Source organism: Polynucleobacter sp. MWH-UH23A, from assembly GCF_040409805.1.
Classification (GTDB): domain Bacteria; phylum Pseudomonadota; class Gammaproteobacteria; order Burkholderiales; family Burkholderiaceae; genus Polynucleobacter.
The window spans coordinates 1,481,460-1,507,430 of record NZ_CP099572.1; the positions used below are offsets into that span (position 1 = coordinate 1,481,460).

Annotated in this window: 18 protein-coding genes, 1 tRNA gene and 1 pseudogene; 6 read left to right on the top strand and 14 right to left on the bottom strand. The window is 46.0% G+C overall.

The genetic code is table 11. The features are described from left to right. Positions 1–6: 6 nt before the first annotated feature. The 3 genes from pyrH to rpsB all read right to left on the bottom strand — a co-directional run bounded on the left by pyrH (position 7) and on the right by rpsB (position 2,528). Complete coding sequence (pyrH, locus tag NHB35_RS07755) at positions 7–717, bottom strand: UMP kinase (RefSeq protein WP_173956146.1); 711 nt, start codon at positions 715–717, stop codon at positions 7–9. Positions 718–894: 177 nt separating this feature from the next. Next, complete coding sequence (tsf, locus tag NHB35_RS07760) at positions 895–1,779, bottom strand: translation elongation factor Ts (RefSeq protein WP_173956147.1); 885 nt, start codon at positions 1,777–1,779, stop codon at positions 895–897. After that, positions 1,779–2,528 (bottom strand): 30S ribosomal protein S2, encoded by a 750-nt coding sequence (gene rpsB / locus NHB35_RS07765; protein ID WP_173956148.1) that lies wholly within the window; start codon positions 2,526–2,528, stop codon positions 1,779–1,781. Before rpsB ends, tsf begins: the two co-directional genes overlap by 1 nt. 206 nt (positions 2,529–2,734) lie before the next feature. Between rpsB and map the strand changes: the two are divergent. Together map and NHB35_RS07775 are read left to right on the top strand one after the other, a co-directional pair. Beyond that, positions 2,735–3,634: pseudogene (map, locus tag NHB35_RS07770) on the top strand (type I methionyl aminopeptidase); the annotation flags it as partial. 1 nt (position 3,635) lies between these two features. After that, entirely contained in the window at positions 3,636–6,233 is a 2,598-nt protein-coding gene (locus tag NHB35_RS07775; protein WP_353431808.1) for a [protein-PII] uridylyltransferase, read from the top strand. Here the strand turns inward: NHB35_RS07775 and NHB35_RS07780 are convergent. From NHB35_RS07780 to smc, 4 genes are all read right to left on the bottom strand, one after another. Then, entirely contained in the window at positions 6,222–6,668 is a 447-nt protein-coding gene (locus NHB35_RS07780) for an NUDIX domain-containing protein (RefSeq protein WP_353431809.1), read from the bottom strand. The genes NHB35_RS07775 and NHB35_RS07780 overlap by 12 nt on opposite strands. Before the next feature lie 113 nt (positions 6,669–6,781). Next, entirely contained in the window at positions 6,782–8,797 is a 2,016-nt protein-coding gene (ligA, locus tag NHB35_RS07785; RefSeq protein WP_353431810.1) for an NAD-dependent DNA ligase LigA, read from the bottom strand. Positions 8,798–8,805: 8 nt separating this feature from the next. Then, on the bottom strand, positions 8,806–9,882 hold the full coding sequence (locus tag NHB35_RS07790) for a cell division protein ZipA C-terminal FtsZ-binding domain-containing protein (RefSeq protein ID WP_353431811.1): 1,077 nt from the start codon (positions 9,880–9,882) through the stop codon (positions 8,806–8,808). Next, positions 9,883–13,404, bottom strand: a complete 3,522-nt coding sequence (gene smc, locus NHB35_RS07795; RefSeq protein WP_353431812.1) for a chromosome segregation protein SMC — start codon at positions 13,402–13,404, stop codon at positions 9,883–9,885. Positions 13,405–13,579: 175 nt separating this feature from the next. Here smc and dapD point away from each other — a divergent pair, with 175 nt between their 5' ends. From dapD to prmB, 3 genes are read left to right on the top strand one after another with little or no spacing between them, the layout of a single operon-like run. Continuing rightward, positions 13,580–14,407 (top strand): 2,3,4,5-tetrahydropyridine-2,6-dicarboxylate N-succinyltransferase, encoded by an 828-nt coding sequence (gene dapD, locus NHB35_RS07800; RefSeq protein ID WP_215389188.1) that lies wholly within the window; start codon positions 13,580–13,582, stop codon positions 14,405–14,407. A 21-nt stretch (positions 14,408–14,428) separates the two neighbouring features. Next, positions 14,429–15,580, top strand: coding sequence for a succinyl-diaminopimelate desuccinylase (gene dapE, locus NHB35_RS07805; RefSeq protein ID WP_353431813.1), 1,152 nt, complete (start codon positions 14,429–14,431; stop codon positions 15,578–15,580). Between the two features lie 44 nt (positions 15,581–15,624). Beyond that, entirely contained in the window at positions 15,625–16,521 is an 897-nt protein-coding gene (gene prmB, locus NHB35_RS07810; RefSeq protein WP_353431814.1) for a 50S ribosomal protein L3 N(5)-glutamine methyltransferase, read from the top strand. A gap of 11 nt (positions 16,522–16,532) precedes the next feature. On the opposite strand, the gene radA is transcribed toward prmB, so the two are convergent. Genes radA through NHB35_RS07825 form a run of 3 tightly spaced genes read right to left on the bottom strand, consistent with a single transcriptional unit; the run spans position 16,533 to position 20,281 of the window. Then, complete coding sequence (gene radA / locus NHB35_RS07815) at positions 16,533–17,897, bottom strand: DNA repair protein RadA (protein ID WP_353431815.1); 1,365 nt, start codon at positions 17,895–17,897, stop codon at positions 16,533–16,535. A 36-nt stretch (positions 17,898–17,933) separates the two neighbouring features. Further along, positions 17,934–18,431: a hypothetical protein gene (locus NHB35_RS07820; protein ID WP_353431816.1), complete on the bottom strand. Its 498-nt coding sequence runs from the start codon at positions 18,429–18,431 to the stop codon at positions 17,934–17,936. Between the two features lie 8 nt (positions 18,432–18,439). Beyond that, complete coding sequence (locus NHB35_RS07825; RefSeq protein ID WP_353433425.1) at positions 18,440–20,281, bottom strand: potassium transporter Kup; 1,842 nt, start codon at positions 20,279–20,281, stop codon at positions 18,440–18,442. A gap of 258 nt (positions 20,282–20,539) precedes the next feature. Here NHB35_RS07825 and NHB35_RS07830 point away from each other — a divergent pair. Next, positions 20,540–20,616: transfer RNA gene (locus NHB35_RS07830), tRNA-Met, on the top strand. Positions 20,617–20,635: 19 nt separating this feature from the next. On the opposite strand, the gene NHB35_RS07835 is transcribed toward NHB35_RS07830, so the two are convergent. From NHB35_RS07835 to NHB35_RS07850, 4 genes are all read right to left on the bottom strand, one after another. Continuing rightward, a complete protein-coding gene (locus NHB35_RS07835; protein ID WP_353433426.1) occupies positions 20,636–23,089 on the bottom strand; it encodes a DNA internalization-related competence protein ComEC/Rec2 in 2,454 nt (817 codons plus the stop codon). Between the two features lie 64 nt (positions 23,090–23,153). Next, entirely contained in the window at positions 23,154–24,029 is an 876-nt protein-coding gene (locus tag NHB35_RS07840) for a TatD family hydrolase (protein ID WP_353431817.1), read from the bottom strand. Then, a complete protein-coding gene (locus NHB35_RS07845) occupies positions 24,001–24,696 on the bottom strand; it encodes an ABC transporter ATP-binding protein (protein ID WP_353431818.1) in 696 nt (231 codons plus the stop codon). Before NHB35_RS07845 ends, NHB35_RS07840 begins: the two co-directional genes overlap by 29 nt. Then, a complete protein-coding gene (locus NHB35_RS07850; RefSeq protein WP_353433427.1) occupies positions 24,689–25,948 on the bottom strand; it encodes a lipoprotein-releasing ABC transporter permease subunit in 1,260 nt (419 codons plus the stop codon). Before NHB35_RS07850 ends, NHB35_RS07845 begins: the two co-directional genes overlap by 8 nt. Between the last annotated feature and the right edge of the window lie 23 nt (positions 25,949–25,971).

Genomic DNA, 25,971 nt, shown 5'->3' on the forward strand with positions numbered 1-25,971 from the left:
CTCCTATTAAACGTGCACCAAAGTACCTTCAGGCTCACCCTGCACAACACGCATTAATGCGCCTGGCTTGAGTATTGAAAATACTTTGATTGGTAATTTTCTGTCGCGACACAAGGCAAATGCAGTGGCATCCATAACTTGTAAGTTTTTAATTAATGCCTCATCAAACGTAATGGTTTTGTAGAGCGTTGCCGTTGGATCCTTCACTGGATCGGCGCTATAGATGCCATCAACCTTCGTTGCCTTTAGCATCACCTCTACGCCCATCTCCGCACCACGCAAGGCTGCTGCAGTATCAGTTGTAAAGAATGGGTTGCCAGTACCTGCGGCAAAAATAACGACTTTGCCTTCACTCATTGCACGAATTGCGCGAGGACGAATATAGGGCTCAACCACTTGATCCATTCTCAAGGCGGATTGAACGCGTGCCTCAACTCCCTTTTGACGCAATGCATCTTGCAAGGCAAGTGAGTTCATCATGGTTGCTAACATGCCCATATAATCAGCTGTTGCTCGATCCATACCAGCCGCACCACCAGCAACACCGCGGAAAATATTTCCTCCGCCGATCACAATCGCTAGCTCAACTCCACTATTTACCACTTGAGCAATTTCAGAAACCATGGCATCAATGGTGACTGGATTAATGCCAAAAGCATCATCCCCCATCAGGGCTTCACCAGATAATTTGAGGAGGACACGTTTATAGCCTGGCATATATATTTTCCGTAATTTGCCAAGTAATTTTCATACTTAGCTTATTGATCTTTAAGCACTTTTGATACCTGCTTAGAATTATAAATGGCTTAGGAATAATCAAAGAAAAGGGCACAGAAACTAAGGTTTCTGTGCCCATGAGCCTAGGCCGATCGGGGCAAGCCCGAAAAGGACTAATTAAGCAGTTGCTTTTGAGGCAGCGGCAACCTGAGCAGCCACTTCAGCAGCAAAGTCGTCTTGACGCTTCTCAATGCCCTCGCCCACAACAAACATCGTGAATCCCTTCACGCTGGTATTGGCAGCTTTAAGCATTTGCTCAACAGTTTGCTTATCGTTTTTAACGAAAGTTTGGTTCAAAAGAGACACCTCTTTGAGGTACTTCTGGATAGAACCTTCAACCATCTTCTCAACGATCTCTGGTGGTTTGCCAGATTCAGCAGCTTTTTGAACAGCTACGCTACGCTCAATCGCGATGGACTCAGCTGGTACATCCGCAGTAGACAAAGCAACTGGCTTCATAGCAGCAACGTGCATTGCCACATCTTTAGCGGCAACTTCATCACCATCAAACTCAACCATTACACCAATACGAGTGCCGTGTAGATAAGAAACCAACTTGTTGCCACCAGCAAAACGCTTAAAGCGACGTGGCATGATGTTCTCACCAATCTTGCCGATCAAAGCGCTACGCACTTCGTCAACAGTAGAGCCATTCAAAGGCAATGCCAATAAAGCAGCTACGTCAGCAGGGTTCTTCTCGGCCACCAACTTCACGCAATCATTTGCAAATGCCAAGAAATCATCATTCTTTGATACGAAGTCAGTTTCGCAGTTGACTTCCAACAAAGCGCCAGTAGTGCCATTGATGGAGGATGCAACGATACCTTCAGCAGTAACACGTGAAGCCGCTTTACCTGCTTTGCTACCGAGTTTTACACGCAGAATTTCTTCCGCACGGGCCATATCACCATCAGCCTCAGTCAATGCTTTCTTGCACTCCATCATTGGAGCATCGGTTTTGGCGCGGAGTTCGCCAACCATTGCAGCGGTAATTGCGGCCATTATTCAGCTTTCCCTTCTTCAACAAACTCTTCTTCGCCTTCTTTAACTGCAGTTAAAACTTCCTGAACTGCATTTGCACGACCTTCCAAAATGGCGTCGGCAATGCCGCGTGCGTATAGAGTTACTGCCTTGCTTGAGTCATCGTTACCAGGAATAACATAATCAACGCCTTCTGGTGAATGGTTGGTATCCACTACAGCGATTACTGGGATGCCAAGCTTGTTAGCTTCAGTAATAGCAATCTTGTGATAGCCAACATCCACTACGAAAATCGCATCAGGAACGCCGTTCAAATCTTTGATACCACCAAGCGCTTTTTGCAATTTGTCGAGTTCGCGATCGTTTGTTAAAGCCTCTTTCTTAGAAAGCTTTTCCCAATCGCCAGCTTCTTTGGCAACTTCCATGTCCTTCAAACGCTTGAGGGAGCCTTTAACAGTTTTGAAGTTGGTGAGCGTACCACCCAACCAACGACTGTCGATGTAAGGCATACCAGCGCGAGTTGCTTCTTCAGCAATGATTTCGCGTGATTGACGCTTTGTACCTACAAATAAAATCGTGCCACGATTAGCAGCAACTTGTTTTGCAAATTTCAGGGCGTCCTGAAACATTGGCAATGTTTTTTCCAAGTTGATGATGTGGATTTTGTTGCGATGACCGAAAATGAATGGGGCCATCTTTGGGGACCAGAAGCGAGTTTGGTGACCAAAATGGCAACCGGCTTCCAGCATTTGACGCATAGTTACTGACATAACTTCTCCTAAGGGTTGGTTCTAAAGTTGAGTCCTAGCTGCGCTAAATAACGCCACCCTGGAAGGCTCAACTCGCGATTTCAAGTCCAAAATAGACCTGAGACCAAAATTATAGCTTAAATATCAATGATCTAGCTAGGTAGAGCCCACTCTCATCCTAGACTGATAGGGCTACCAACCACCTCAAATGCCCTAAAAAAAGGAAACATTGCCCATTTTTTAAGCACTTAGGGTCAGAAAAATCCCCTCAAGTCGTTGATAATCAAGGCATGAATAGTGTATTTACCGCTGAAAAAGATATCCAAGGGATGCGTGAAGCTGGCCGCTTAGCCAGCGAAGTTTTGGATCATGTTGCCCCCCATGTAAAAGCAGGAGTGACCACAGGGGAGCTAGATCGCATTTGCCACACTTATATGCGTGATGTTCAAAAGACTATCCCGGCGCCACTCAACTATCAGCCGCCTGGCTACCCTCCATTTCCAGCATCGATTTGTACCTCAGTAAACGATGTGATCTGCCATGGCATTCCCGGTGACAAAGTTCTCAAAAATGGGGATGTCGTCAACTTAGATATCACAGTAATCACCCCCGATGGTTATTACGGCGACACCAGTCGCATGTTCATGGTTGGTGAAGTTTCAGTCATGGCAAAGCGACTCACGCAAATTACTTTTGAATGCATGTGGCTGGGTATTGCTCAAGTGAAGCCCGGTGCCTCACTTGGAGATATTGGTCACGTAATTCAAACGCATGCCGAGAAAGCAGGCTACTCCGTTGTCCGTGAATATTGCGGTCACGGCATCGGAAAAGTGTTTCATCAAGACCCGCAAATTCTGCACTACGGTCGTCCCGGTACTGGCGAAAAATTACAGGCTGGCATGACATTCACGATTGAACCTATGATCAATGCGGGTCGTCGTGAAATTCGCACAATGCCTGATCAATGGACAGTAAAAACGAAAGATCGCAGCCTTTCAGCGCAATGGGAGCATACACTTCTTGTAACTAACACTGGCGTTGAGGTGCTTACCTGGTCTGAGGGCAGCAACCCTCCCCCTGACTGCGTCAAAGGTCTTTCATTTAGACCATCCACAGCTAGCGCCTAATATGAATTCGTCGGTAACGACAAGCAAGATCATGGATGCGAAAAGCCTTCGCTCTGCACGCGAATCGGCATATGCAGAATTCAAGCAAACGCAGGCGGTAGGCAAACTTACCAAGCAATTGAGCAAATTTACTGATCAATTACTCGCTCAACTGTGGAGCGCTTGTGACTTAGGCAATTCAGCAACGCTAGTCGCTGTCGGTGGATATGGCAGAGGTGCATTGTTCCCCTATTCTGACATCGACATCTTAATTTTGCTTCCGATTGAGATCAAAGAAGCTGAAGGGGTAGCAAAAAAAGTAGAGCAATTTATTGCTAACTGCTGGGATACGGGATTAGAGATTGGCTCCTCAGTGAGAACCGTTGTCGAATGCATCTCTGAATCAGAACAAGACATCACAGTTCGTACCTCACTGCTAGAGGCGCGCTATCTTTCTGGACAAAGATCTTTATTTAAAGAATTTGCCAAAGCTTTTGAAAGCGCAATGGATCCACGTTCATTTTTCCAAGCGAAATTAGCAGAGCAGATTCAACGTCACTACAAATATCAAAATACGCCGTACTCACTAGAACCAAATTGCAAAGAAAGTCCGGGTGGTTTGCGCGACCTTCAGGTGATCTCATGGGTCAGCAAGGCAGCCATACTGGGCAATACTTTTCACGATTTGCACGAGGCAGGGCTCATTACTAGGCGAGAACTCACAGAGCTCAATCGCAATCAACGCTTATTAGAAACCTTGCGCGCTAATCTGCACCTTATCGCCGGACGTCGGCAAGATGTGATTGCATTTGATTTGCAATCTCCTTTAGCGCATGCGATGGGCATAGAAGAAGAATCATCACGCCGAGCAAGTGAAGCGATTATGCGTCGCTATTATTGGGCGGCTAAAGCCGTTACCCAATTAAACGATGTGCTGCTACAAAATATTGAAGCGCTACTATTTCCACAAGAATCTAAAACGACCCATCCAATACCTGGCGAAGGAAATGAATTCTTTATCGAGCGTCAAGGCGTTCTAGATATCACGGATCCACAGCTCTTTCAAAAACATCCAGAACAAATTCTGCGCACCTTCCTTGTATTTGCGCAAACCGCTAGTGTAAAGAGCCTCTCTGCCACCATTTTTAGAGCGCTTTATAACGCTCGCACAAAAATGGATGCCAAGTGGCGCAGCAATCCTATTAATCGAGCACTTTTCATTGAAATCCTGAAGCAACCGGAAGGTGTTAGCCGAGCTTTTCACCTCATGAACCGCAGTAGCGTGCTTGGAAGATACTTGCCAGCATTCAGAAAAATTGTTGGCCAAATGCAGCATGACTTATTCCATGTGTATACCGTTGATCAACATATCTTGATGGTGTTACGTAATGTTCGTCGCTTTATGGTGCTTGAGTACACCCATGAATTTCCATTTTGCAGCAGCTTAATTGCTCGTTTCGAGAAACCTTGGCTACTCGTCATCGCGGCACTTTTTCACGACATTGCAAAAGGTCGTGGAGGCGATCACTCGCAACTTGGAAAAGCGGATATGCGCAAGTTCGCAAAAGATCATGGTCTAGATAAAAAAGATACTGAACTTTTGGTGTGGCTAGTAGCTGAGCATCTTAATATGAGTCAGGTTGCTCAGAAACAAGACATTACCGATCCCGATGTTGTGAAGGCATTTGCTAAGAAGATGGGTGATGAACGACACCTCACCGCCCTATATCTTTTAACTGTAGCCGATGTACGCGGTACCAGCCCTAAAGTGTGGAACGCCTGGAAAGGCAAACTACTTGAAGACCTCTATCGCGCTACCCTGAGGGTTTTAGGCGGTGCAAAACCCGATGCTTCCTCAGAGCTGGCTCTACACCAAGAAGAATCTCGAGCCAAACTTCGACTTTATGGCATCAGTGATGTCTCGTATGAAGATCTTTGGAAGCAATTAGATGTTGCATTCTTCCTAAGACAGGATTCATCCGATATCGCCTGGTTAACGCGCCACCTATACAACAAGGTAAATACAGATCAGCCGATTGTGAGGGCCAGACTCTCACCTGTTGGAGAGGGATTACAAGTAGCTGTCTATGTTAAGGATCAAGAGGATCTATTTGCTCGAATTTGCGCCTACTTTGAAAAACATGGCTTTTCTATTTGGGATGCGCGCATTCACACGACGCATCATGGCTATGCTCTTGATAGTTTCCAGATTTCAGGAAGCAATCTTGTAGATGAAGGCGGCAGCTATCGCGACCTGATTCAACTAGTTGAGTTCGAACTGACTGCGGCACTCTCAAAAGCCGACCCCTTGCCAAACCCTAGCATGGGCCGTTTATCAAGACAATCACGCATCTTCCCAATTCAGCCACGAGTTCACATGATGCCGGATGATCGAGGTCGCTATTACACCCTTGCACTATCTGCCAGTGACCGTACGGGCTTGCTTTACACAATCTCTAGAGTTCTAGCAAAGCACCAGGTTTCTATTCACTCCGCCAGAATTAACACCCTCGGCGAGCGCGTTGAGGACGTATTGCTATTAGATGCGGCCAACCTTGGGAAAAATCCAAAGCTGCAGATTCAGTTAGAGACTGAGCTGCTTGAAGCGTTAAGCGCTTAAGCGGTTTAAGGCCCTCTGAATACGAGCGCTTTCTACTTCATCAAAAGAGAACCAAGCGCAGCCTATGCTCTCAAGAGGCTTTTCTTCACGCAGTACTTTCAACTGATAAAGAAGATCGATGTGCAGATGGGCTGATTCGTTCTTTGCAGGATTAGCGGGTATTTCATGTACATCGACATCAATTGGCTCTGGATTCTCAGCATCAGCAACGCAAACTAAGCCTGTTTCTTCATAAACTTCACGAACAGCCGCTTCAATCGGTGACTCCCCTTCATCAATATGGCCACCTGGCTGAAACCACTTTTTAATGTGGGGATGAAAGATCAGCAGGACCTTATTGTCTCGAATAACCAAACCACTAGCAGTGATATGCCCTTCATTGGTTGCACGTGAATAGGGTCTCGAAGATGCAAGAATCGCATTTGCTTGTTCCACGCAATTCGATTGACTAACTATGGGAGAGATTTTTTCTAGAAGATTCATATGCAAGGGAAAAGCATAGACTTATGCTGCTGTGTGCGCCACCTTAAAGCAGTATAAGAAAGTTCTTACTTCAAGAGATCAAGCATACCCGCTTCATCAATCACTGGCACACCCAACTCTTCTGCTTTGGCGAGCTTGCTGCCTGCATCGGCACCAGCAACGACGTAGTCGGTTTTCTTCGATACTGAGCCAGCTACTTTTGCACCCGCTTTTTCAAGCAAGTCTTTAGCTTCATCACGTGTCATGGTTGGGAATGTACCCGTCAGAACAAAGGTCTTTCCAGCCACGGCGGCGCTGATCACCTTCTCCTCTACCGCAAGTTGCATGCCTGAGGCTAAAAGTTGCTCAATAACTTCGCGATTATGGGCTTCTTCCATAAAGCTTGTGATGGACTCAGCAACGACGGGGCCTACATCTTTAACGCTGAGTAACTCTTCTGTAGTTGCATCCATTAATGCATGCATAGACTGAAAGTGATTCGCTAAATCTTTAGCCGTAGTTTCACCAACGTGGCGAATACCCAAGGCAAAGATGAATCTTGCTAAAGTTGTATTTCTAGACTGATTGATTGCCTGTATAAGATTATCAGCAGACTTCTCACCCATGCGCTCAAGATTAGCTAAAGCGGTGAAACCCAAGCGATAGAGATCTGCCGGCGTTCTGACTAAGTTTTGATCAACTAATTGATCCACGATCTTTTCACCCAATCCTTCGATATCCATCGCCCTTCTGTGGGCGAAGTGAATAAGCGCTTGTTTGCGCTGGGCGCCGCAAAATAAACCACCACTACAACGAGCAACAGCTTCATCTGCCAGGCGCTCAATATGAGAGTCACATACTGGACAACGGGTTGGCATCTGAAATTCTTTGGCATCACTAGGACGACGATCTTTAACAACCGATACCACCTCGGGAATCACATCGCCTGCTCGCCTTACGGAAACCGTATCACCGATCCGAACATCCTTACGCCTAACCTCATCTTCATTGTGCAGTGTGGCATTGGTAACAGTAACGCCCCCCACCTCTACTGGGGCTAGACGCGCTACCGGCGTAATCGCTCCTGTACGCCCGACTTGAACGTCTATTCCTAAAACGGTTGTGAGTGCCTCTTGAGCGGGATACTTATGCGCCAATGCAAATCGAGGCGCTCTGGAGACATAGCCCAACTTAGCTTGCTCTGCAAATGAATTCACTTTATAGACAACGCCATCTATGTCATAAGGCAATTCATCGCGCTTAGCCCCAATAGCATTGTAGAAGTCGAGGATTTCTTGAACGGAATGCAATACCTTGCGCTCAGAGCAAACAGGCAAACCTAATTCAACATATTTATTTAGCAGTTCTTCATGCGTTTTTGGGAGCCAAGATTGTGGCTCAAGTGCACCAAGGCCATAGGCAAAGAATGAGAGTGGTCGTTTAGCCGTAATTTTGGAATCCAACTGGCGCAAACTACCAGCAGCTGCATTGCGAGGATTCGCAAATTCTTTTTCACCTGAGGCAGCAGCCTGTTGATTCATTTTTTGGAAATCTTTGAGGTACATAAATACCTCGCCACGCACCTCTAAGACCTTAGGAAGGTCTTTACCAGTCAACTTCAATGGAATAGCGCGAATCGTTTTGATATTGGCTGTGACATCCTCACCGCTAGCACCATCCCCACGAGTGGCGGCGCGCACTAAAGACCCATTCTCATAACGCAAGGAAATTGCAAGGCCATCAAACTTAAGTTCGCCAGCATAAGCCACGTGATCGGCGTGCAAACCTTCACGACAGCGACGATCAAATGCAACTAACTCTGCTTCTTCAAATGCATTATTGAGAGACAGCATTGGCACTTCATGCGTTACCGAGTCAAACTCTTTTAACGCAACACCTCCAACACGCTGAGATAAAGATTCAGAGGTCACCCATTCAGGATGGACTGCTTCAATATCTAGTAGCTCGCGATAGAGTTTGTCGTACTCAATATCTGGCAATAAGGGATTATCAAGAACGTAATAGGCATGCTCTAAGCGAGCCAATTCTGCTTGCAGAAATGCATAACGCTCCGCTAAATTTGTCGGACTTTTGGACGACAAAGTAATTCCTAACTAAAGAGTCTACTGGCAGTAGAAGAGCCTGCGGCAATACCAGACTTCTCGAGATTGGCATAAAGCATATCGAGGTGCTGTCGAATGCTAATCACAGCTGCTTCACTGAGATTAATACCATTGTCATCAACTAAGCGGCCATGCGCTGCTTGAGCAATCTCAACACCCTCACCCAACATTCTTTCGAAAGCTCGTTGATCTTGCGTAACTAAAGGAATCTCTAATAACAAGGTCAATTGTGTAACAGGTGTATTTGGATTTAGGTTGGTACTATTAAAAATAAGGTTGCCATTGCTAAAAAATTCATACCCACAGCCATTGCGAGCCAGTTTAAAACCACGCCGCCTCATTAGGGCATCAAAATTTTCCCAAGCACAAGGCTCATCAAACAAAACATTAATACTTAATTGAATATCGCTTTCTGCTGCAACCGCATCCAACTCTTTAGCACTCTCAAGCATCATATTGACACTTGGCATGTCGATTTGAGCGCCCAATGTATCCGCTAGGGCCTGTGCTCGAGAGCAAAAATCTGATAACTCAAGAACGCCTATTGGGCCTCGACGACTTGCCAATTGAATCGCTAGTTGTAACTCGGAATAGGAAGCTTCTGATCGGAGATCCTCCCAATCTTCTGTGGCATCTTGATCGGCATTAAGCCCCTCGCAACTCCATTGGATCGCAGAATTTTCATTCAAATCAGTCCAATGATGAATTTCAGCAAGAATTTCTGAACCAGAAATGGCTTCATCGAAGCGAAGTGTGATCACACAGTCAATGCGAGGATCGATTGAAAATTTTTCTTGCATAGAGCTGGTCACTGGTATTACATCACCAAAGCTTGGCTCTAAGCGACTTCCTAAATTGACATCAGCGAACCCTTTAGTAAGTGATGGTTCGGGTGCAATGCGATCATCAAACACATATGTGCTTTGCTCATTTGTCTTACGACGAGCACGAGAGTACTTCCAATTGAGAACGGCAACCAATATCAATATTAGCAAGCCGATAGCGGCCAAAGCAAACTGCAAATCAGACAAACCCAACATCGTCATGATTTGTTCTACGTACACTTAAGCAGCCTCCACCATAGAAACCGCCGAAGAAATATCCACGGCAACAATACGAGATACGCCTTGCTCTTGCATCGTGACGCCAATTAACTGATGTGCAATTTCCATGGTGATCTTATTATGCGAAATGAATACAAACTGTGTCTTTTCTGACATTTTGGCAACCATCTGCGCGTAACGCAAGGTATTTGCATCGTCTAATGGCGCATCAACCTCATCTAGCAAACAGAACGGAGCCGGATTCAATAAGAATAATGAGAAAACCAAGGCAATCGCAGTCAAGGCTTTTTCACCGCCAGAGAGTAAATGAATGCTGCTATTTTTCTTACCAGGAGGCTGCGCCATTACCTGAACGCCAGAGTCCAGAATTTCTTCACCAGTCATAACCAATTCAGCGTGTCCACCACCGAACAATTCTGGGAAAAGTTTTCCAAAGTGTGTATTGACTTGATTAAAGGTACCCTGCAATAAATCACGTGTCTCGGCATCGATCTTGGCGATTGCATCTGTCAGCGTCTGCATTGCTTCATTCAAGTCTGCAGATTGCGCATCTAAGAACTGCTTACGCTCACGAGAGCTGGCGAGCTCATCTAAAGCAGCCATATTTACCGGGCCCAAAGACTGAATTTCAGTATTAAGACGATTGACTTCGCTTTGTAGTGCGCCAATCTTCAGATCAGGACTAAAGCTTGCCTCTAAAGCACTTAGATCAGCCTCTGCATCGGCCAGCAATGTCGCAAATTGCTCATAGTTCAAACGAGCAGCTTGTTCACGTAACTGGAGATCAACCACCTTATCTCGCATCGGTTGCAAGCTACGCTCAATTTGCATGCGGGCTTCATCAGCCTCGCGCAATTGGTGCAATAGAGCATCCTGCTCCGTGCGCGCGTTTGCTAATGCAGCTTCGCGCGCACTCCGGGCTAATAACAAGCCCTGCAACTTCTCCTGTGCTTCTTCATCACTGAGGGTTTCTAGCTCTTGTGTAGCTTGATCATGTTTATCCTGAATCTCCATGATTTGGGTACGCGCAGTACTTTGATCACGCTGCAAATCAGCAATACGCTGTTGGAGTGAGCGAGTAGCAAATGCCGCTTCTTGAGCAGCCATCTCGGCAACACGCAAAGACTCACGTAAATGGTCGCGCTCTTGACTGGCGAGCTCTAATTTTTGCTGAGCTTGAGATAACGCTTCTTGATGCCCCTGTTTGGAATCTTCCAACTGGCTTAGCTCAGCAGCAGCTTGTTCATGAGTCAAACTCAACTGCTCCATTTGCTGACGCAGCTCGCTCAACTCATTCTGAATCTGCGTAGCGCGCTGACTATATTGCTCTTCAGCTTGAGTCAATTGCATTCTTTCCACTTCGAAGCCATGGGCCTCTTGCACAGACTGCTCAGCGGCAATGCGGGCTTGCTCCGCAGCCTGATGAGCGGCTTGGTAATTCGCTACGCACTGATCAAGTTCACCCTGCAATTCACTTTGCATTAATTGTTGAGCGCGTAATTGCTTCTCAAGACTTTCCATCTCTTGAGCGCGCGCCAACATGCCAGCTTGCTCAGAATCAGCCGCATAAAGCTGAACGCCGACACGACTTACTAAATGTCCTTGCTGGGTAACAAATGCACCGCCGGCAGGAAGCTTTTCGCGGCGATGTAAGGCATCTTCAAGACTAGAGGCAATATAAATATTGTCTAACCACTCTTGTAACACTGCAGTCAATCGAGCGGCGCCAGCACTTTGCACGCGACTTAGTAAAGGCGTGAAATCCGCCGGGGCAGATGTATGCGCAGGGCTAATTTCCTCAGTGAGCAAAATTGCCAAACGGCTTGGAGGTGCATCATTCGCTAATGCCAATGTTTCTTGAACGCTTTTTGCTGTTACCGCGGCTAAACGCTCACGCAATACTGATTCAAGAGCGGCTTCCCAACCACTCTCCACTTTTAATTCTTGCCAGAGTCGCTTACTTTCTTTGAGCCCCTTACTTTCCAACCATGGACCAATCTTGCCTTGCGCCTGAACGCTTGCTTGCAAAGCAGTTAGTGCCGTTAGCTTAGCCTCTGTTTGTGCTAAATCTTGATTGGCAACTTGTATCTTTTGCTGTGCGGCATTACGAGCCTCATCGGCCGCTGGAACGCGTTGCTGAGTTTCACTAGCGCGTGCTCTTGCCTCTTCTACCTTACGTTGCGCCATAGCATGACGATCAATCGCCATTTGCAATGCTTCAGCGTCCGGACGACGCATACCATCAAGCTCGCTCGTTAAGCGCGTCTCGCGACCTTTTAGCTCATCAGCCTGTGCAGCCATTGAACGAATACGCTCACCAAAACTGGCAAGACGTTGCTCAATTGTTGCCAAGGTCTCACGGGCGTTATTCAAATCTCGAGAAGCATTTTGATAAGCCTCATCGCGACTTGGCATTTGCTCTTGCAAACCATTTAACTCTGTTAGCAAGGTTTGTTCTTTTTCACCTGCTAATGTGAGCTCGTGTTCAGTAGTACGTTGCGCCTGCGCAGCATCGGTCTCTTGCACGGTCCAGCGCTGTAATTGTGCTTGCAGATCTTGAGTTTGTTGTTGCAATCGTTGGCGTGCTTCTTGAACATAATGAATTTGTGATTCAACCTGACTTACATCAGCATTAGTTTGATACAGCTCACCCTGTGCTTCAGATACCTTGTCTTGTAAGGCGTACTGTTGAGTACGCATGGTTTCAAGCTCAGCTTCAGAGTGGCGCAGCTTTGCTGTTTGCTCTTCCAAATTCACTTGAGTGTCGCGAATGCCGTTGGCATGGCGCTCTTGCTCTTTACCAGCCTCGGTCTGACGGACAAACCACAAAAGCTGTTGCTGCGATTTCATTTGCGCAGAAAGTTCAGCATGACGCTCAGCAACTGTTGCCTGCTTTTCGAGACGAGTCAGCTGCTGATCGAGTTCGCGCAGAATATCTTCAACACGCGTTAAATTTTCTACAGTATCTTCAAGACGAGCTGCGGTTTCTTTGCGACGCTCTTTATATTTAGAAACGCCAGCTGCTTCCTCAAGGAATACACGCAACTCTTCTGGTTTCGCTTCTAAAATTCGATTGATCGTTCCCTGACCAATAATCGCGTAACCTCTTGGACCCATACCAGTGCCCAAGAAAATATCTTGAATATCCTTGCGACGTACCACTTGGTTATTCACGTAATAACTAGAATTACCGTCACGCGTCAGTACACGTTTAATACCTAATTCAGTAAATGCGCTCCATTGACCTTGAGCACGACCTTCAGAATTATCAAAAATGAGTTCAACGCTGGCGCGGCCAGATGGTTTACGTAAACCAGAACCATTAAAAATGACATCCTGCATGGATTCACCACGCAATTCACTGGCACGGGATTCACCCAAAACCCAGCGAACAGCATCAATAATGTTGGACTTTCCACAACCATTTGGGCCTACAACGCCAATTAATTGGCCAGGCATTTCAAAATGGGTTGGGTCAACGAAAGACTTAAAGCCGGAAAGTTTGATGGATTTCAGTTGCACGGCGTACTTTGCAGGGAAAAAGGGGTTCTAAATAAAGGGCTAAAAAATTACATCCAAAGTGGGAAGATGATAGCAAGCTTAGGGCTACTTAGACGGGTTTTTGCCCCATCGTTATAATGATAAATCTACCTTCAGGGACAAAATCCCTTAACAATCTGATAGTTAACCAAAAAGCATGAGCCAATCACCACAAAACATCATTGAACAAGCCTGGGAAAACCGCGCAAACCTCTCACCAAACAGCGTTCCTGGAGATGTCCGTAGCGCAGTAAATGCCGTTTTAGAAGGCCTAAATAATGGCAGCATTCGAGTCGCCGAGCGTCGTGATGTGGGTAAGTGGGAAGTAAATCAATGGGTTAAGAAGGCTGTTCTGCTCTCTTTCCGCCTAGAAGACAATATTCCGATGAGCGCTGGGGGTTATACCCAGTTCTACGACAAGGTTCCAAGTAAGTTTGAGGGCTATACCGCTGCTGACTTTGCTGCAGGCGGTTTCCGTGTAGTACCACCAGCCGTTGCTCGTCGCGGCTCCTTTATTGGCAAAAATGCGGTGTTGATGCCTTCCTACGTCAATATTGGCGCTTATGTAGGCGAAGGTACCATGGTTGATACCTGGGCAACTGTTGGCTCTTGCGCCCAAATTGGTAAAAATGTTCACCTCTCTGGTGGCGTCGGAATCGGTGGTGTCTTGGAGCCAATTCAAGCTGGCCCGGTAATTATTGAAGATAACTGCTTTATTGGTGCTCGCTCTGAAGTGGTGGAAGGCGTTGTGATTGAAGAAAATGCTGTTCTCTCTATGGGGGTCTACATAGGACAAAGCACCAAGATTTACGATCGCGAAACTGGTGAAGTGCACTACGGTCGCGTTCCAGCAGGCTCAGTGGTTGTTCCTGGCTCGCTTCCTTCCGCCTGCGGCAAGTACAGTCTGTATGCTGCTGTGATTGTGAAAAAAGTAGATGCTCAAACACGAGCAAAAACCGCCATCAACGAATTGCTTCGCGACTAATCTAACTTCTGACACTTACTTATGAGCGCCGCCCTTGAGCTAACCGAAGCTCTCATTGCATGTCGTTCCGTCACTCCGGCGGATGGCGGCTGCCAAGATTTAATTGCCAAGCGTTTGCAAGCCATTGGCTTTCATACAGAAAGCGTTATCAGTGGCCCTGAAAATTTTCAAGTTACAAACTTATGGGCAATTAAAAAGGGTAAAGCTGGCGATCAAGGCAAAGTGCTCATGTTTGCCGGTCATACCGACGTTGTCCCAACTGGCCCAGTAGAGAAATGGACTAGTGATCCATTCACGCCAAGCATTCGCGATGGCAAGCTATATGGTCGAGGCGCTGCTGATATGAAAACATCTCTCGCTGGCTTTGTTGTTGCCACAGAAGAGTTTGTCACCTCACATCCAGATCACCAAGGTTCGATTGCTTTTCTGATTACAAGCGATGAAGAAGGTCCAGCTAACGATGGCACCGTGATCATGTGTGAGCGCCTCCAAAAACAGGGTCAGCGTTTAGATTACTGCGTGATAGGTGAACCCACTTCAGTAGATCAAATAGGCGACATGATTAAGAATGGTCGTCGAGGATCCCTATCTGGCAAATTAAAGGTCAAAGGTATTCAGGCTCACATTGCCTACCCTCACCTTGGCAAAAACCCCATTCATTTGTCAGCCCCAGCGCTTACCGCTTTAGTTGAAACTGAATGGGATCAAGGAAATGAGTATTTCCAACCAACCAGCTTTCAGATCTCCAATGTGCATGCTGGCACCGGAGCAAACAATGTCATTCCCGGCGAATTAGTGGTCGACTTTAATTTCCGCTTCTCCACAGAGAGTAAGCCTGAGCAATTGCGCGAGCGTCTAGAAAAAATCTTGAGTGATGCTGACCTAGACTTCGAAATTGATTGGGTTCTGGGTGGCAGCCCATTTATTACAGGCGATGGCGATTTAGCAGGCGCATTGCGCAAAGCAATTAAATCTGAAACCCAAGTGGATACCGAGCTCTCTACAACTGGCGGCACCAGTGATGGTCGCTTTATCGCCAAGGTCTGCAAAGAAGTTGTGGAATTCGGGCCTCTAAATGCTACTAGCCACAAAATCGATGAGTGCGTAAACGTTGATGATGTTGAGCCACTCAAAAACATCTATCGCAAAACACTTGAGCAGCTTATTGCTTAAGTCCAACTTCCGCTCCCTCTTTTTTAACTACAACCCGATCCATCATGGACCCTGAGCCTTCACAAGCCCTTTCAGTCAATCAATCGATTGAACTCATCAGTCAAAAATTAGAAGCCGCGAATTTACACTACGGGCATGGCGCAATTGATGCGCAAAGTGAAGCCCTATGGATTGTTAGCAAACAATTAGGGCTGAGTCCTGCTGATGCACTTGACCATTTAGATCAAACCCTCACGGGTGAGCAACATCAACTAGCACTGGCTGTTGCAGATGAACGCATCACTTCCCGCAAGCCACTTGCTTACATTCTTGGTGAAGCTTGGTTGATGGGGGTTCCATTTTTCTGCAGCGAACAAAGCATTGTTCCGCGCTCTTGGATTGCAGAGCTCATTGTTGATGGCTCATTAGAGCCATGGCTTCCAGCAGATGGGAAAGTACTAGATCTTTGTACTGGTAATGGATCACTAGCAATCTTATTGGCACTTTCATGTCCAGATATTCACGTTAGTGCATGTGACATCAGTTTACCCGCACTCTCAGTGGCAGCTCGTAACGTCGACCGTCATGGCTTAGGTACTCAGGTGGAGTTACTAGAGGGCGATCTATGGGAGGCTTTGCCAGAACCAAACGAAGACAATCTATTTGATCTGATTATTTGCAACCCGCCTTATGTAAATGCCGACTCCATGAGTGCTTTACCAGCTGAATACCATGCCGAGCCTGCGTTAGCGCTTGCTGGTGGTGACGATGGTATGGATCTCATCAGAAGAATTATTGCCAGTGCGCCCGACTACCTCTCTGAGCGTGGCGCAATTTTGATTGAAATTGGCAATGAGTATGAGAACTTCAAAAAAGCGTTTCCTCAAATACCTGTGATTTGGATGGAAGTTTCCGCCGGCGAAGAGCAAGTGCTACTCATTCAAGCGGAAGATTTGCGCTAAGACAAACGGCTTTAACTTAATTCTGCAGCTGCAGCGATCGCCTGATCAATACGCTCCACAGGAATCACTCTCAAGCCTGCAATTTTTGTCTTTGGCATATTGGCCTTCGGAATGATGGCAACAGTAAAGCCCAGTTTTGCTGCTTCCTTTAGACGCTCTTGCCCGCGTGGACATGGGCGGATTTCTCCCGCTAAACCCACTTCGCCAAACACAATCAACTCTTTTGGTAGCGCGCGATTACGAATAGATGATTGAATCGCAAGCAGTACAGCCAAGTCAGCAGCTGGCTCTGAAATCTTCACGCCACCAACTGCATTTAAGAACACATCCTGATCAAAACAAGCCACACCTGCATGACGGTGCAAAACCGCCAGCAACATAGCTAAGCGCGCCTGCTCTAAACCAACGGCTAAACGTCGAGGATTTGGTACATGCGCAGTATCCACAAGCGCCTGAATCTCAACTAACAGGGGTCTGCTACCCTCTTGAGTTACCAGTACACACGCTCCCGGAACCATTTGCTCGTGTTGCGACAAGAAAATAGCTGATGGATTTGTCACTCCGCGCAGACCTTTTTCAGTCATCGCAAACACGCCCAATTCGTTCACTGCACCAAAGCGATTTTTGATAGAACGAATTAAGCGAAAAGAAGAATGGGTATCGCCCTCAAAGTACAACACGGTATCGACAATATGCTCGAGAACTCGAGGACCTGCTAAATGACCATCTTTGGTGACATGCCCCACCATTAACACACAAATGCCACTAGCCTTAGCCGCCCTGGTTAATTGAGCGGCGCACTCGCGCACTTGCGCCACCGATCCCGGAGCCGAGCTTAATACTTCAGAATACAAAGTTTGTATGGAATCCACCACTAATACTTGTGGCTTAACGGTATCCATAATCGAAATCAGTTTCTCCAACTGAATTTCGGCCAGGACTTCTAACTGCGGAGCATTTAATGAGATGCGCTTCGCGCGTAAGGCAATTTGTGCGGCGGATTCTTCGCCGCTACTGTAGAGAACATTCATACCAACAGCACTCATCTCCGCGAGAGCTTGCAACAGCAGGGTAGATTTACCAATACCAGGATCACCGCCCAGGAGCACAACGCCACCAGGAACCAATCCGCCACCCAATACGCGATCAAACTCTTCTACACCTGTGCTAAATCTTGGCAAATCTTCCGCCGTAATGGCCGAGAGCTTTTGTCGGGGCAAAGATTGCGCCAAGCCCTGAAATCGAGAATTAGATGTCGTCTCTGGCAAACCCTCTTCTAGAGTGTTCCAAGACTGACAAGATGGGCATTGCCCTTGCCACTTCGCAGAAGTGCCTCCACAGGACTGACAGATATAAACCGTTTTTACTTTAGCCAAGGATGACTCAATGAAAATAAGAATGCATGAAAAAAATTAATCGAGTTGCGTACCAGCTTTATTTTCTTGAGCACGCTTAGGCGCATCTTTACGACGCTGCTCTAGATCCGCCGCTCTTGCAGCCGAAGCTTTTTGTTTTTCTTCAAACTCACGTTGGTTTTCAGCGCGTTCGGCAGCTTTTTCTGGGGAAGCACGCTGAGCAGTGCGTTTTTGATCTTCTTGATCCTTAATGCTCTTGCGTAACTTACGTTGCACCTCATGCAATGCACGTTCCTGTTCACTGATGGGATCGATTTCTTTACGATATTCAGCTCGTGCGCTACGCAGACAATAATTTACCCAGTAGTTCTGATAACAATCAGTTTGTGCCTTACCCCAACGATACTTTGCCCAATCGCGTTGCAGCTCAAGCTCTTGCTCTATCTTATTTAACTGCTCCAACTCAGCCTCTTCAGCTGGCGTAGCAATTACTACTCCACTGATCGAGCTAACCAATAAAAATATGGCAATGAGAAATTGAGGTTTCGAGGGCAAATTTTTTCTCAAATTTCCACCTTAGCCCCAAGCTCAACCAAGCGATTGGCTGGAATTCTAAAAAAATCGGACGGTTTTGCAGCATTCTGCATCATCCAACTAAAAAGCTTTTCTCTCCACAATGCCATACCAGGCGATGAAGAGGGGACAATGGTATCCCGCGAAATAAAGAAAGAGGTATCCATAACGTCAAAGTGAATGCCTTCGTGCTTCTCGATTAATTTAAGCACATAATTAATATCAGGCGTCTCTTTAAACCCATGAACTGCTCTAACCAAATACACGCCCCCACCAAAATCTTTCATCGTAATGCGCTGGTCATCGTTTACATAAGGCACATCCCAAGTGCTCAACTTGACAAAAAAGATCCGGTCATGCATCACCCGGTTATGCTTTAAATTGTGCAACATTGCTACTGGAACATAATCGACATGGGCTGTCAAAAAGATTGCTGTGCCCTCAACTCGATGTGGCGGGTGAGCCAATAAGCCCTGAACAAAAGCCTGCAGTGGAATGGAACCTTCAACCATTTTGGCACGCAATAGTTTGCGGCCACGATACCAAGTAATTAGGCAGGTAAAAATTAAGAGCCCCAAAAATAATGGGTACCAACCACCATCTTTAATTTTGATGAGATTTGCACTCCAGAAAGAAAAATCTAAAACGAAAAAGACAGATGTAAGCACAATCACTAGAATAAAATTCATCTTCCATTCGCGATACATCACAACTGCGAGCAATACCGCAGTAATCATCATGGTCGATGTCACGGAAATGCCATAAGCGGCAGCCAAATTAACAGACGCCCTAAACTCAATAATAGTAATCACGACCATAAACAACAAGGCCCAGTTAACCACTGGCACATAAATCTGTCCTTGCTCAGAATCTGAAGTGTGCATGATGGTCATGCGCGGCATAAAGCCGAGCAATATTGCCTGACTTACAAGAGAATAGGCGCCAGATATAACCGCTTGAGACGCAATTACCGTGGCAGCTGTTGCCAGAGCAACTACTGGCCATAGAGCCCATTCAGGAACCATCAAATAAAACGGATTAGACGCAGCACTTGGATTAGAAAGTAGTAGCGCACCTTGGCCCAAGTAATTAATTAATAAGCTTGGTAAAACCACAAATAGCCATGCATAACGAACTGGATTTCTACCAAAATGTCCCATATCCAAATACAAAGCTTCTACCCCAGTTACGACCAACACCACGGCACCCATCACAATATAAGCAGTTGTGGGATGGAGGGACACAAAATGGACTGCATGAATTGGATTAATCGCACCAATAATTTGTGGTGCCGCACCAATATTTATCACTCCTAAAATGGCGAGCACAATAAACCAGGCCAAAGTAATCGGACCAAACAGCTTTCCTACGGCAGCGGTTCCAAATTTCTGAATTAAAAACAACGCAATTAAGATGGCCAACGAAATTGGAATAATGAATTTATGCAAACTAGGTGTTGCGATTTCAATACCCTCAACCGCAGAAAGAACGGAAATAGCCGGCGTAATCACAGACTCACCCAAAAGCATGCATGCACCAAGCATGCCTAAAATCATCAAGCAGAAATAGGTTTTTGAATCACTCTTATATGATCGCAAAGCAAGTGCCATCAAAGAGAGAACGCCGCCTTCGCCCTTGTTGTCTGCTCGCATCACAAACAATACATATTTAAAAGTCACCACCAGTATCAGTGACCAGATCATCATGGCAATTACGCCGAACAAAGCCTCTGGAGAAAATGCAATTCCATGCTCAGGATCAAAACATTCTTTAAGTGCATATAGCGGGCTTGTTCCTATATCGCCAAACACCACCCCAATGGCAGCGAGCATTACCGCACCCAAGCTACCCTTTTTATGGCTGTTAGGGTCTTCATGCAAATTGACCGGGTTTAATAGCGTTGAACTGGAAAACTCTGGGTTGCTAATTGACATTGCAGGCCTTTGGCTCTTTGTTGCGTGGCAATATATTACTCCCTAAACTAGACCTTCCCAAATGACAATGAGCAACCCAAAACCGCATTTTTTAAGCATATTTTGTGGAATCGGTCGACATTGCAGTGCAAAAAATGGTAGAATCAAACATTCAGACGCGGGGTGGAGCAGTCTGGCAGCTCGTCGGGCTCATAACCCGAAGGTCGTAGGTTCAAATCCTGCCCCCGCAACCAAGAATTACATAATAAGCCCTTAATTTTTAAGGGCTTTTTCCTTTTTATCGATATCAATTTCCCATCTATGCCATAAACGTCTACTGCTTGATCGCATAAACCAGCTCGAGACCTCGGGACCATGCTTAAAAAGCCATACTTGAGCGCCCGTATTTGAGGTTTGATAGAACGGGATCCCAAGACTTTTGTAACGGGCTGTAACAGTTGAGTGCGGATGCCCATAGCGGTTGCGATAACCGTTCTGAGCAAAAGCAATGTCTGGCTCTAAAGTTTTTAATAAATCTATTGATGATGAAGTTTTGCTACCGTGATGCGGCGCCATAAAAATAATTTGTCGATCGCCAACTTCTCTCAACATCGCCCCATCTAAGCGCTTAGTAATTTCTGCCTCCCCTTGACGCTCAACATCACCAGTCAACCAGAACGAAAAATTCTTATTCCGCACCTCGAGAACGCAACTCATTTCATTGGGCTTCATGGAATATTGTTTTTGAAAGTGAGTCGATTCATGTGGATGCCAAATCACAAACTCCACCTGATCCCAAATCCAACGTTGACCATAACGACAAGGAATACTTGCAATCTTTCTAGCGTTTAGATTAATCAATAGTGGGTTATCGCTTGGCAAAGAACCCATCATTTCATTAAAAGTAATTTTCTTTAGCAACGAAGCTGCATCACCCACATGGTCGCTATCACTATGACTAATTACGATGCGGTCAATTTTGCCAATACCTCTGCCTCGTAAATACGGCAATATGGTTCGCTGCCCTGCGTCATCACCTTTACCCTGGATGGGCCCCGTGTCATATAACAAACGTTTACTCGCGGTTTCAATCAAGACTGACGTGCCTTGACCAATATCTAGCACCGTCGCTCTGAATTCACCCGACCTTAAGTTATTGCCCATGAAATGAGACCAAGGCATAAAAAGTATTGCGGTTGGTATTAGCGCGCATAATCTTGACCGCCAAGACGACGACAACTCACCAGGTTGAATGGCATAAATTATTCCTATGATTGATGGCGCCAAAATCCACCACATAGGCTGACTTGACCACACCACAGCCCAACTCCAACTTGCCATCCACTCCAACAAGATTGCCAAATACTCCATTACGGCGTGCGCAGGTATTAACAGCCACTTTCCAAAAAATTCTGGTAACAATGCGCCAGCGATAGCCAAAGGCGTAACGATATAACTCACCACAGGAATAGCAAAAGCATTTGCCAGCGGAGAAACAACGGATACCTGATAAAACCAAAATAACGTTATGGGTAAGAGTGCAATAGTTACAACAGCCTGTACTCGACAAGCCTCACGACATGCTTGTATTAGCCGCGATATCCATGGCGCCTCCAACTCTCTACCCGTCGGTACACCAAGTAAACCAGAGGAATTTTTCATGGCGTACAAGATGGCTGCTACTGCACCAAAAGATAACCAAAATCCTGGGGTGTAGGGTGCCATTGGATCAATCAATAAAACAAATGCTAGCGCCCACCACCAAATATCAAATGATCTTGGATTTCTGCCAGTCCAAAAGGCGAATGCAACCACGCCAACCATATACATCGTTCTTTGAGCTGGTATCTGAAATCCGGCTAGCCAGGCATATATAAACGCAGTCAAAAAACCTGACAAAGCCGCGACCTTACTTACAGGGAGCATTAGCGGCAAAAATCTACGTCTCCAAAAGAACGCAGCTAAAGTTGCTCCAACACCTGCCAACATCGTGACATGTAAGCCGGATATTGAAATCAAATGACCTATACCGGTTGCATTAAACACACCCCAATCATCTTGATGAATTGCATTTTGATCGCCCATTACGAGCGCAGTAATCACACCCGCATAACGCGCATCTGGAGACAAAGCTCTATTTATCTTTTTACGTAGCTTGTAGCGTGCTAGTTCCATTTGCAAAGCAAATTCGGTTAATTCAATATTTTTTATTATTAGCAATTTGCCCGCTTTAACTGATCCACTTGCTCCAAAGTTTTGATGGAAAGACCAACGTTCAAAATCAAACGTATAAGGATTTAAAGATCCATAAGGTCTTTTAAGTTTTACCTTCAATTTCCATTGCTGGCCTGGAATAATTTCTGGAATGATCTGATTACTTCTCCAGGCGGGTTGCCAGCTAAGATAGATTTGCTTTGGAAATTGAGCTTTGTTTTCACCGTTTAACTGAAGGCGATTAATTTCAAAAGCAAACTTTGCGCCAGTTTCACCACTTTGAGGCAAACCAATGACTCTACCCTCGATACTTAATTCTTCACCCTCCAAGTCCTGAGCAAGAATATTTTGCAAACGACTGTCAGCATAGTTTGCATTCCATGCAAAACCAAGAGTAAATAGCAAGGTACAGATGCAAAAAAGTCGTGCCCACTTAACCCTCTGGAATAAACAAGTTAGCAATATGCATGAGAGGGTTGAGCCAAAACAGATCCATTGCCATTGGAACGGCACCTGTGGCAAAAGAAAAAGAAGCGATCCCCCGGCAATAAATGCCGTAATTGCTAAGCGCAATGATTTAAGGGGCTGAGTTTAGACTTGAATTGTCGGCACTAAGCGCCGACCAACGAGGTAAAACTTGTAAGGTATTGCGCCAAACTGCTGAAGCAAACTCTAAATCATTCACGCCACGAATGGTTGCAAGCTCTTTAGCGATTCTAGGCAAAAAAGCGGGTTCGTTGAATGTTAAATTTTCAGCTTTCAACCAAGCAGGTGGAATGTCTGGTGCATCGGTTTCAGTAACAATACTCTCAAGTGGTAATTCTTTGATGAGTCTGCGAATCTGCAATGCACGCTCATACGTTGCAGCTCCACCAAAACCCAACTTAAAGCCAAGCTCAATAAATTGCTCAGCCTGCTGAAAACTGCCATTAAATGCATGTGCGATACCGCCAGGGATTTTTCGACGACGCAGCGCTTTTAATATGGCATCTTGCGAACGACGCACATGCAAAATGACAGGCAATTGAAATTTCTGAGCCAAATCCAATTGAGCATGAAAAAAATATTCTTGTTTACGCGGATCCAAGCCTTCAACAAAATAATCTAAGCCAATTTCTCCAATCCCAACAAACCTCGGATCTGAGAGTGCTTTGCTGATTTTCTCTTCCAGTAAATTCAGATCACTTTCATGAGCTTGATCGGTATACAAAGGATGAATACCCAAGGTATAAACCAGCCCTGGAATTTCATTGCTGTATTGCGAAACAAGTAATTGGACATTTTGTATATCCGCTACTCTTACTGTGGGCAAGAGAATTGCACGCACATTCTTTTCTCTCGCTGCGGCAATGACTCCCGTCAGAGATAAAGAGAACTCCAGTGCATCTAAGTGACAGTGTGTATCAATCCACATGGGAGCGAACTTACTGCGCAAAGGTTTTGAGTACTCCACGCTCTAAATGCAAAATACGATCACAACGTTGAGCGCGAACTGGATCATGAGTCACAATGACAAAGGCGGTACCTTGCTCACGTGCGATGTCCAACATTAAATCGAACACGCCATCAGCTGTTTCGGTATCTAAATTTCCTGTAGGCTCATCGGCTAACACACAACTTGGATTACCAACTAAGGCTCTAGCTACTGCAACACGTTGACGCTCTCCACCAGATAACTCTGCAGGTGTATGGAGCTCGCGATTGGCCAAACCAACTGCTTTGAGCATCTGACTTGCCCGATCCATTGACTCTTCATTACTTAAGCCACGAATTCGGAGCAATAAAGCCACATTCTCAATCGCGCTAAATTCATCCAAGAGATGATGAAATTGGTAAATGAATCCTAAGCTCTGATTACGCAGCTTATCTAGCTTGGAAACTGACAGTTGATTGATATCTTCACCGCCAAGAAAAACAGAGCCAGCGCTCGGAGTATCTAAACCGCCCAAGAGGTGGAGTAAAGTACTTTTTCCTGAGCCAGATGAACCTACAATGGCAACTTTTTCAGAATTGGCCACACTCAAATCTACAGACTTCAGAACCTCGACAGCGGTTGCCCCCTGACCATAGGTCTTAGCCAAGCCCTTAGCTAGCAATACAGGTGCATTGATATTACTCATAGCGTAGCGCCTCCGCTGGCTTAATCTTCGCAGCCCGACGACTTGGGTACAAAGTAGCTAACACGGATAGGCCAAAAGCCATTAATCCTACTGTTACTACATCACCCAATCGTACATCTGATGGCAACTCGCTAATAAAGTACACCTCGCGCGGCAAGAATCGCACTCGAAAAATTGCCTCAATCGCCGGAACAATGACATCAATATTGCAGGCAATTAACAAACCAAGTCCGACGCCAGCCAAGGATCCCATTAGCCCAATTGCTAAGCCCTGCACTAAAAATATTCTCTGTATTAAACCTGGGCTCGCACCCATGGTTCTAAGTATGGCGATATCAGCCTGCTTCTCATTAACCGTCATTACTAAAGTTGAGACCAAATTAAATGCAGCGACAGCAATAATGAGCGTCAGGATGATGAACATCATCTTCTTTTCAGTTTGTACTGCTGCAAACCAATTGCGGTTTGATCGGGACCAATCTGTAACCCACAATGCCTGAGGGACAACAGCGGCAAGCTCAGCCGCAACCTCAGGGGCAAGCTGCATGTCATCCACTTTGATGCGCAAACCCGATGGATCACGCAGGCGCAATAAGGCTGCAGTATCTTTCCAATGCATGATCGCTAAAGAGCTGTCGTATTCATAATGACCGCTATCCACAATGCCCACTACTTGAAGTGTTCGCATTCTGGGCATTGCGCCTGCTGGAGTTAAATCACTCTCAGGAACAATTAAATTAATTCGATCGCCAATACGTGCACCAACGATAGATGCTAATTGCGCGCCTAATGCAACACCAAAACCGCCTGGCTGAAGATCATTAATATTCCCAGCGATAAACTGTTTTGGAAGATCAGAAACTTTGCCTTCCTCGCCTGGAGCAATGCCACGAATAGCAACTCCACGCATGACGTTATCCCGAGTGAGCAATCCTTGCGAGTTCACCATCGGCGCAACTCCAACTACGTGCGGCTCTTTAGCTAACTTTTGTGCCAAAGGCTCCCAATTTGCCAATCCATCTGGCGCAGTAATTTCTACATGCGAAAGAACGGATAGCATTCGATCCCGCACCTCTTTCTGAAAGCCGTTCATGACCGATAGGACCACAATTAAGGAAGCGACACCTAAGGCAATACCGGCAGTAGAAATTCCAGAAATAAAGGAGAGAAAGCCATCGCGCTTGCCAACAGCCTTCCGGCGCTTGGAGCGGGTATAGCGTAAGCCAATTTCTAGATCGATTGGAAATCTCAACATAGCGACAGTTTAGACAATTG

Excerpts from the sequence above, each read along its gene's own strand:
- pyrH (WP_173956146.1), bottom strand. The coding sequence starts at position 717 with ATGCCAGGCTATAAACGTGTCCTCCTCAAATTATCTGGTGAAGCCCTG.
- tsf (WP_173956147.1), bottom strand. The coding sequence starts at position 1,779 with ATGGCCGCAATTACCGCTGCAATGGTTGGCGAACTCCGCGCCAAAACC.
- rpsB (WP_173956148.1), bottom strand. The coding sequence starts at position 2,528 with ATGTCAGTAACTATGCGTCAAATGCTGGAAGCCGGTTGCCATTTTGGT.
- NHB35_RS07775 (WP_353431808.1), top strand. The coding sequence starts at position 3,636 with ATGAATTCGTCGGTAACGACAAGCAAGATCATGGATGCGAAAAGCCTT.
- dapD (WP_215389188.1), top strand. The coding sequence starts at position 13,580 with ATGAGCCAATCACCACAAAACATCATTGAACAAGCCTGGGAAAACCGC.
- dapE (WP_353431813.1), top strand. The coding sequence starts at position 14,429 with ATGAGCGCCGCCCTTGAGCTAACCGAAGCTCTCATTGCATGTCGTTCC.
- prmB (WP_353431814.1), top strand. The coding sequence starts at position 15,625 with ATGGACCCTGAGCCTTCACAAGCCCTTTCAGTCAATCAATCGATTGAA.
- NHB35_RS07825 (WP_353433425.1), bottom strand. The coding sequence starts at position 20,281 with ATGCTCGCTGCCATTGGGGTGGTGTTTGGCGATATAGGAACAAGCCCG.
- NHB35_RS07845 (WP_353431818.1), bottom strand. The coding sequence starts at position 24,696 with ATGAGTAATATCAATGCACCTGTATTGCTAGCTAAGGGCTTGGCTAAG.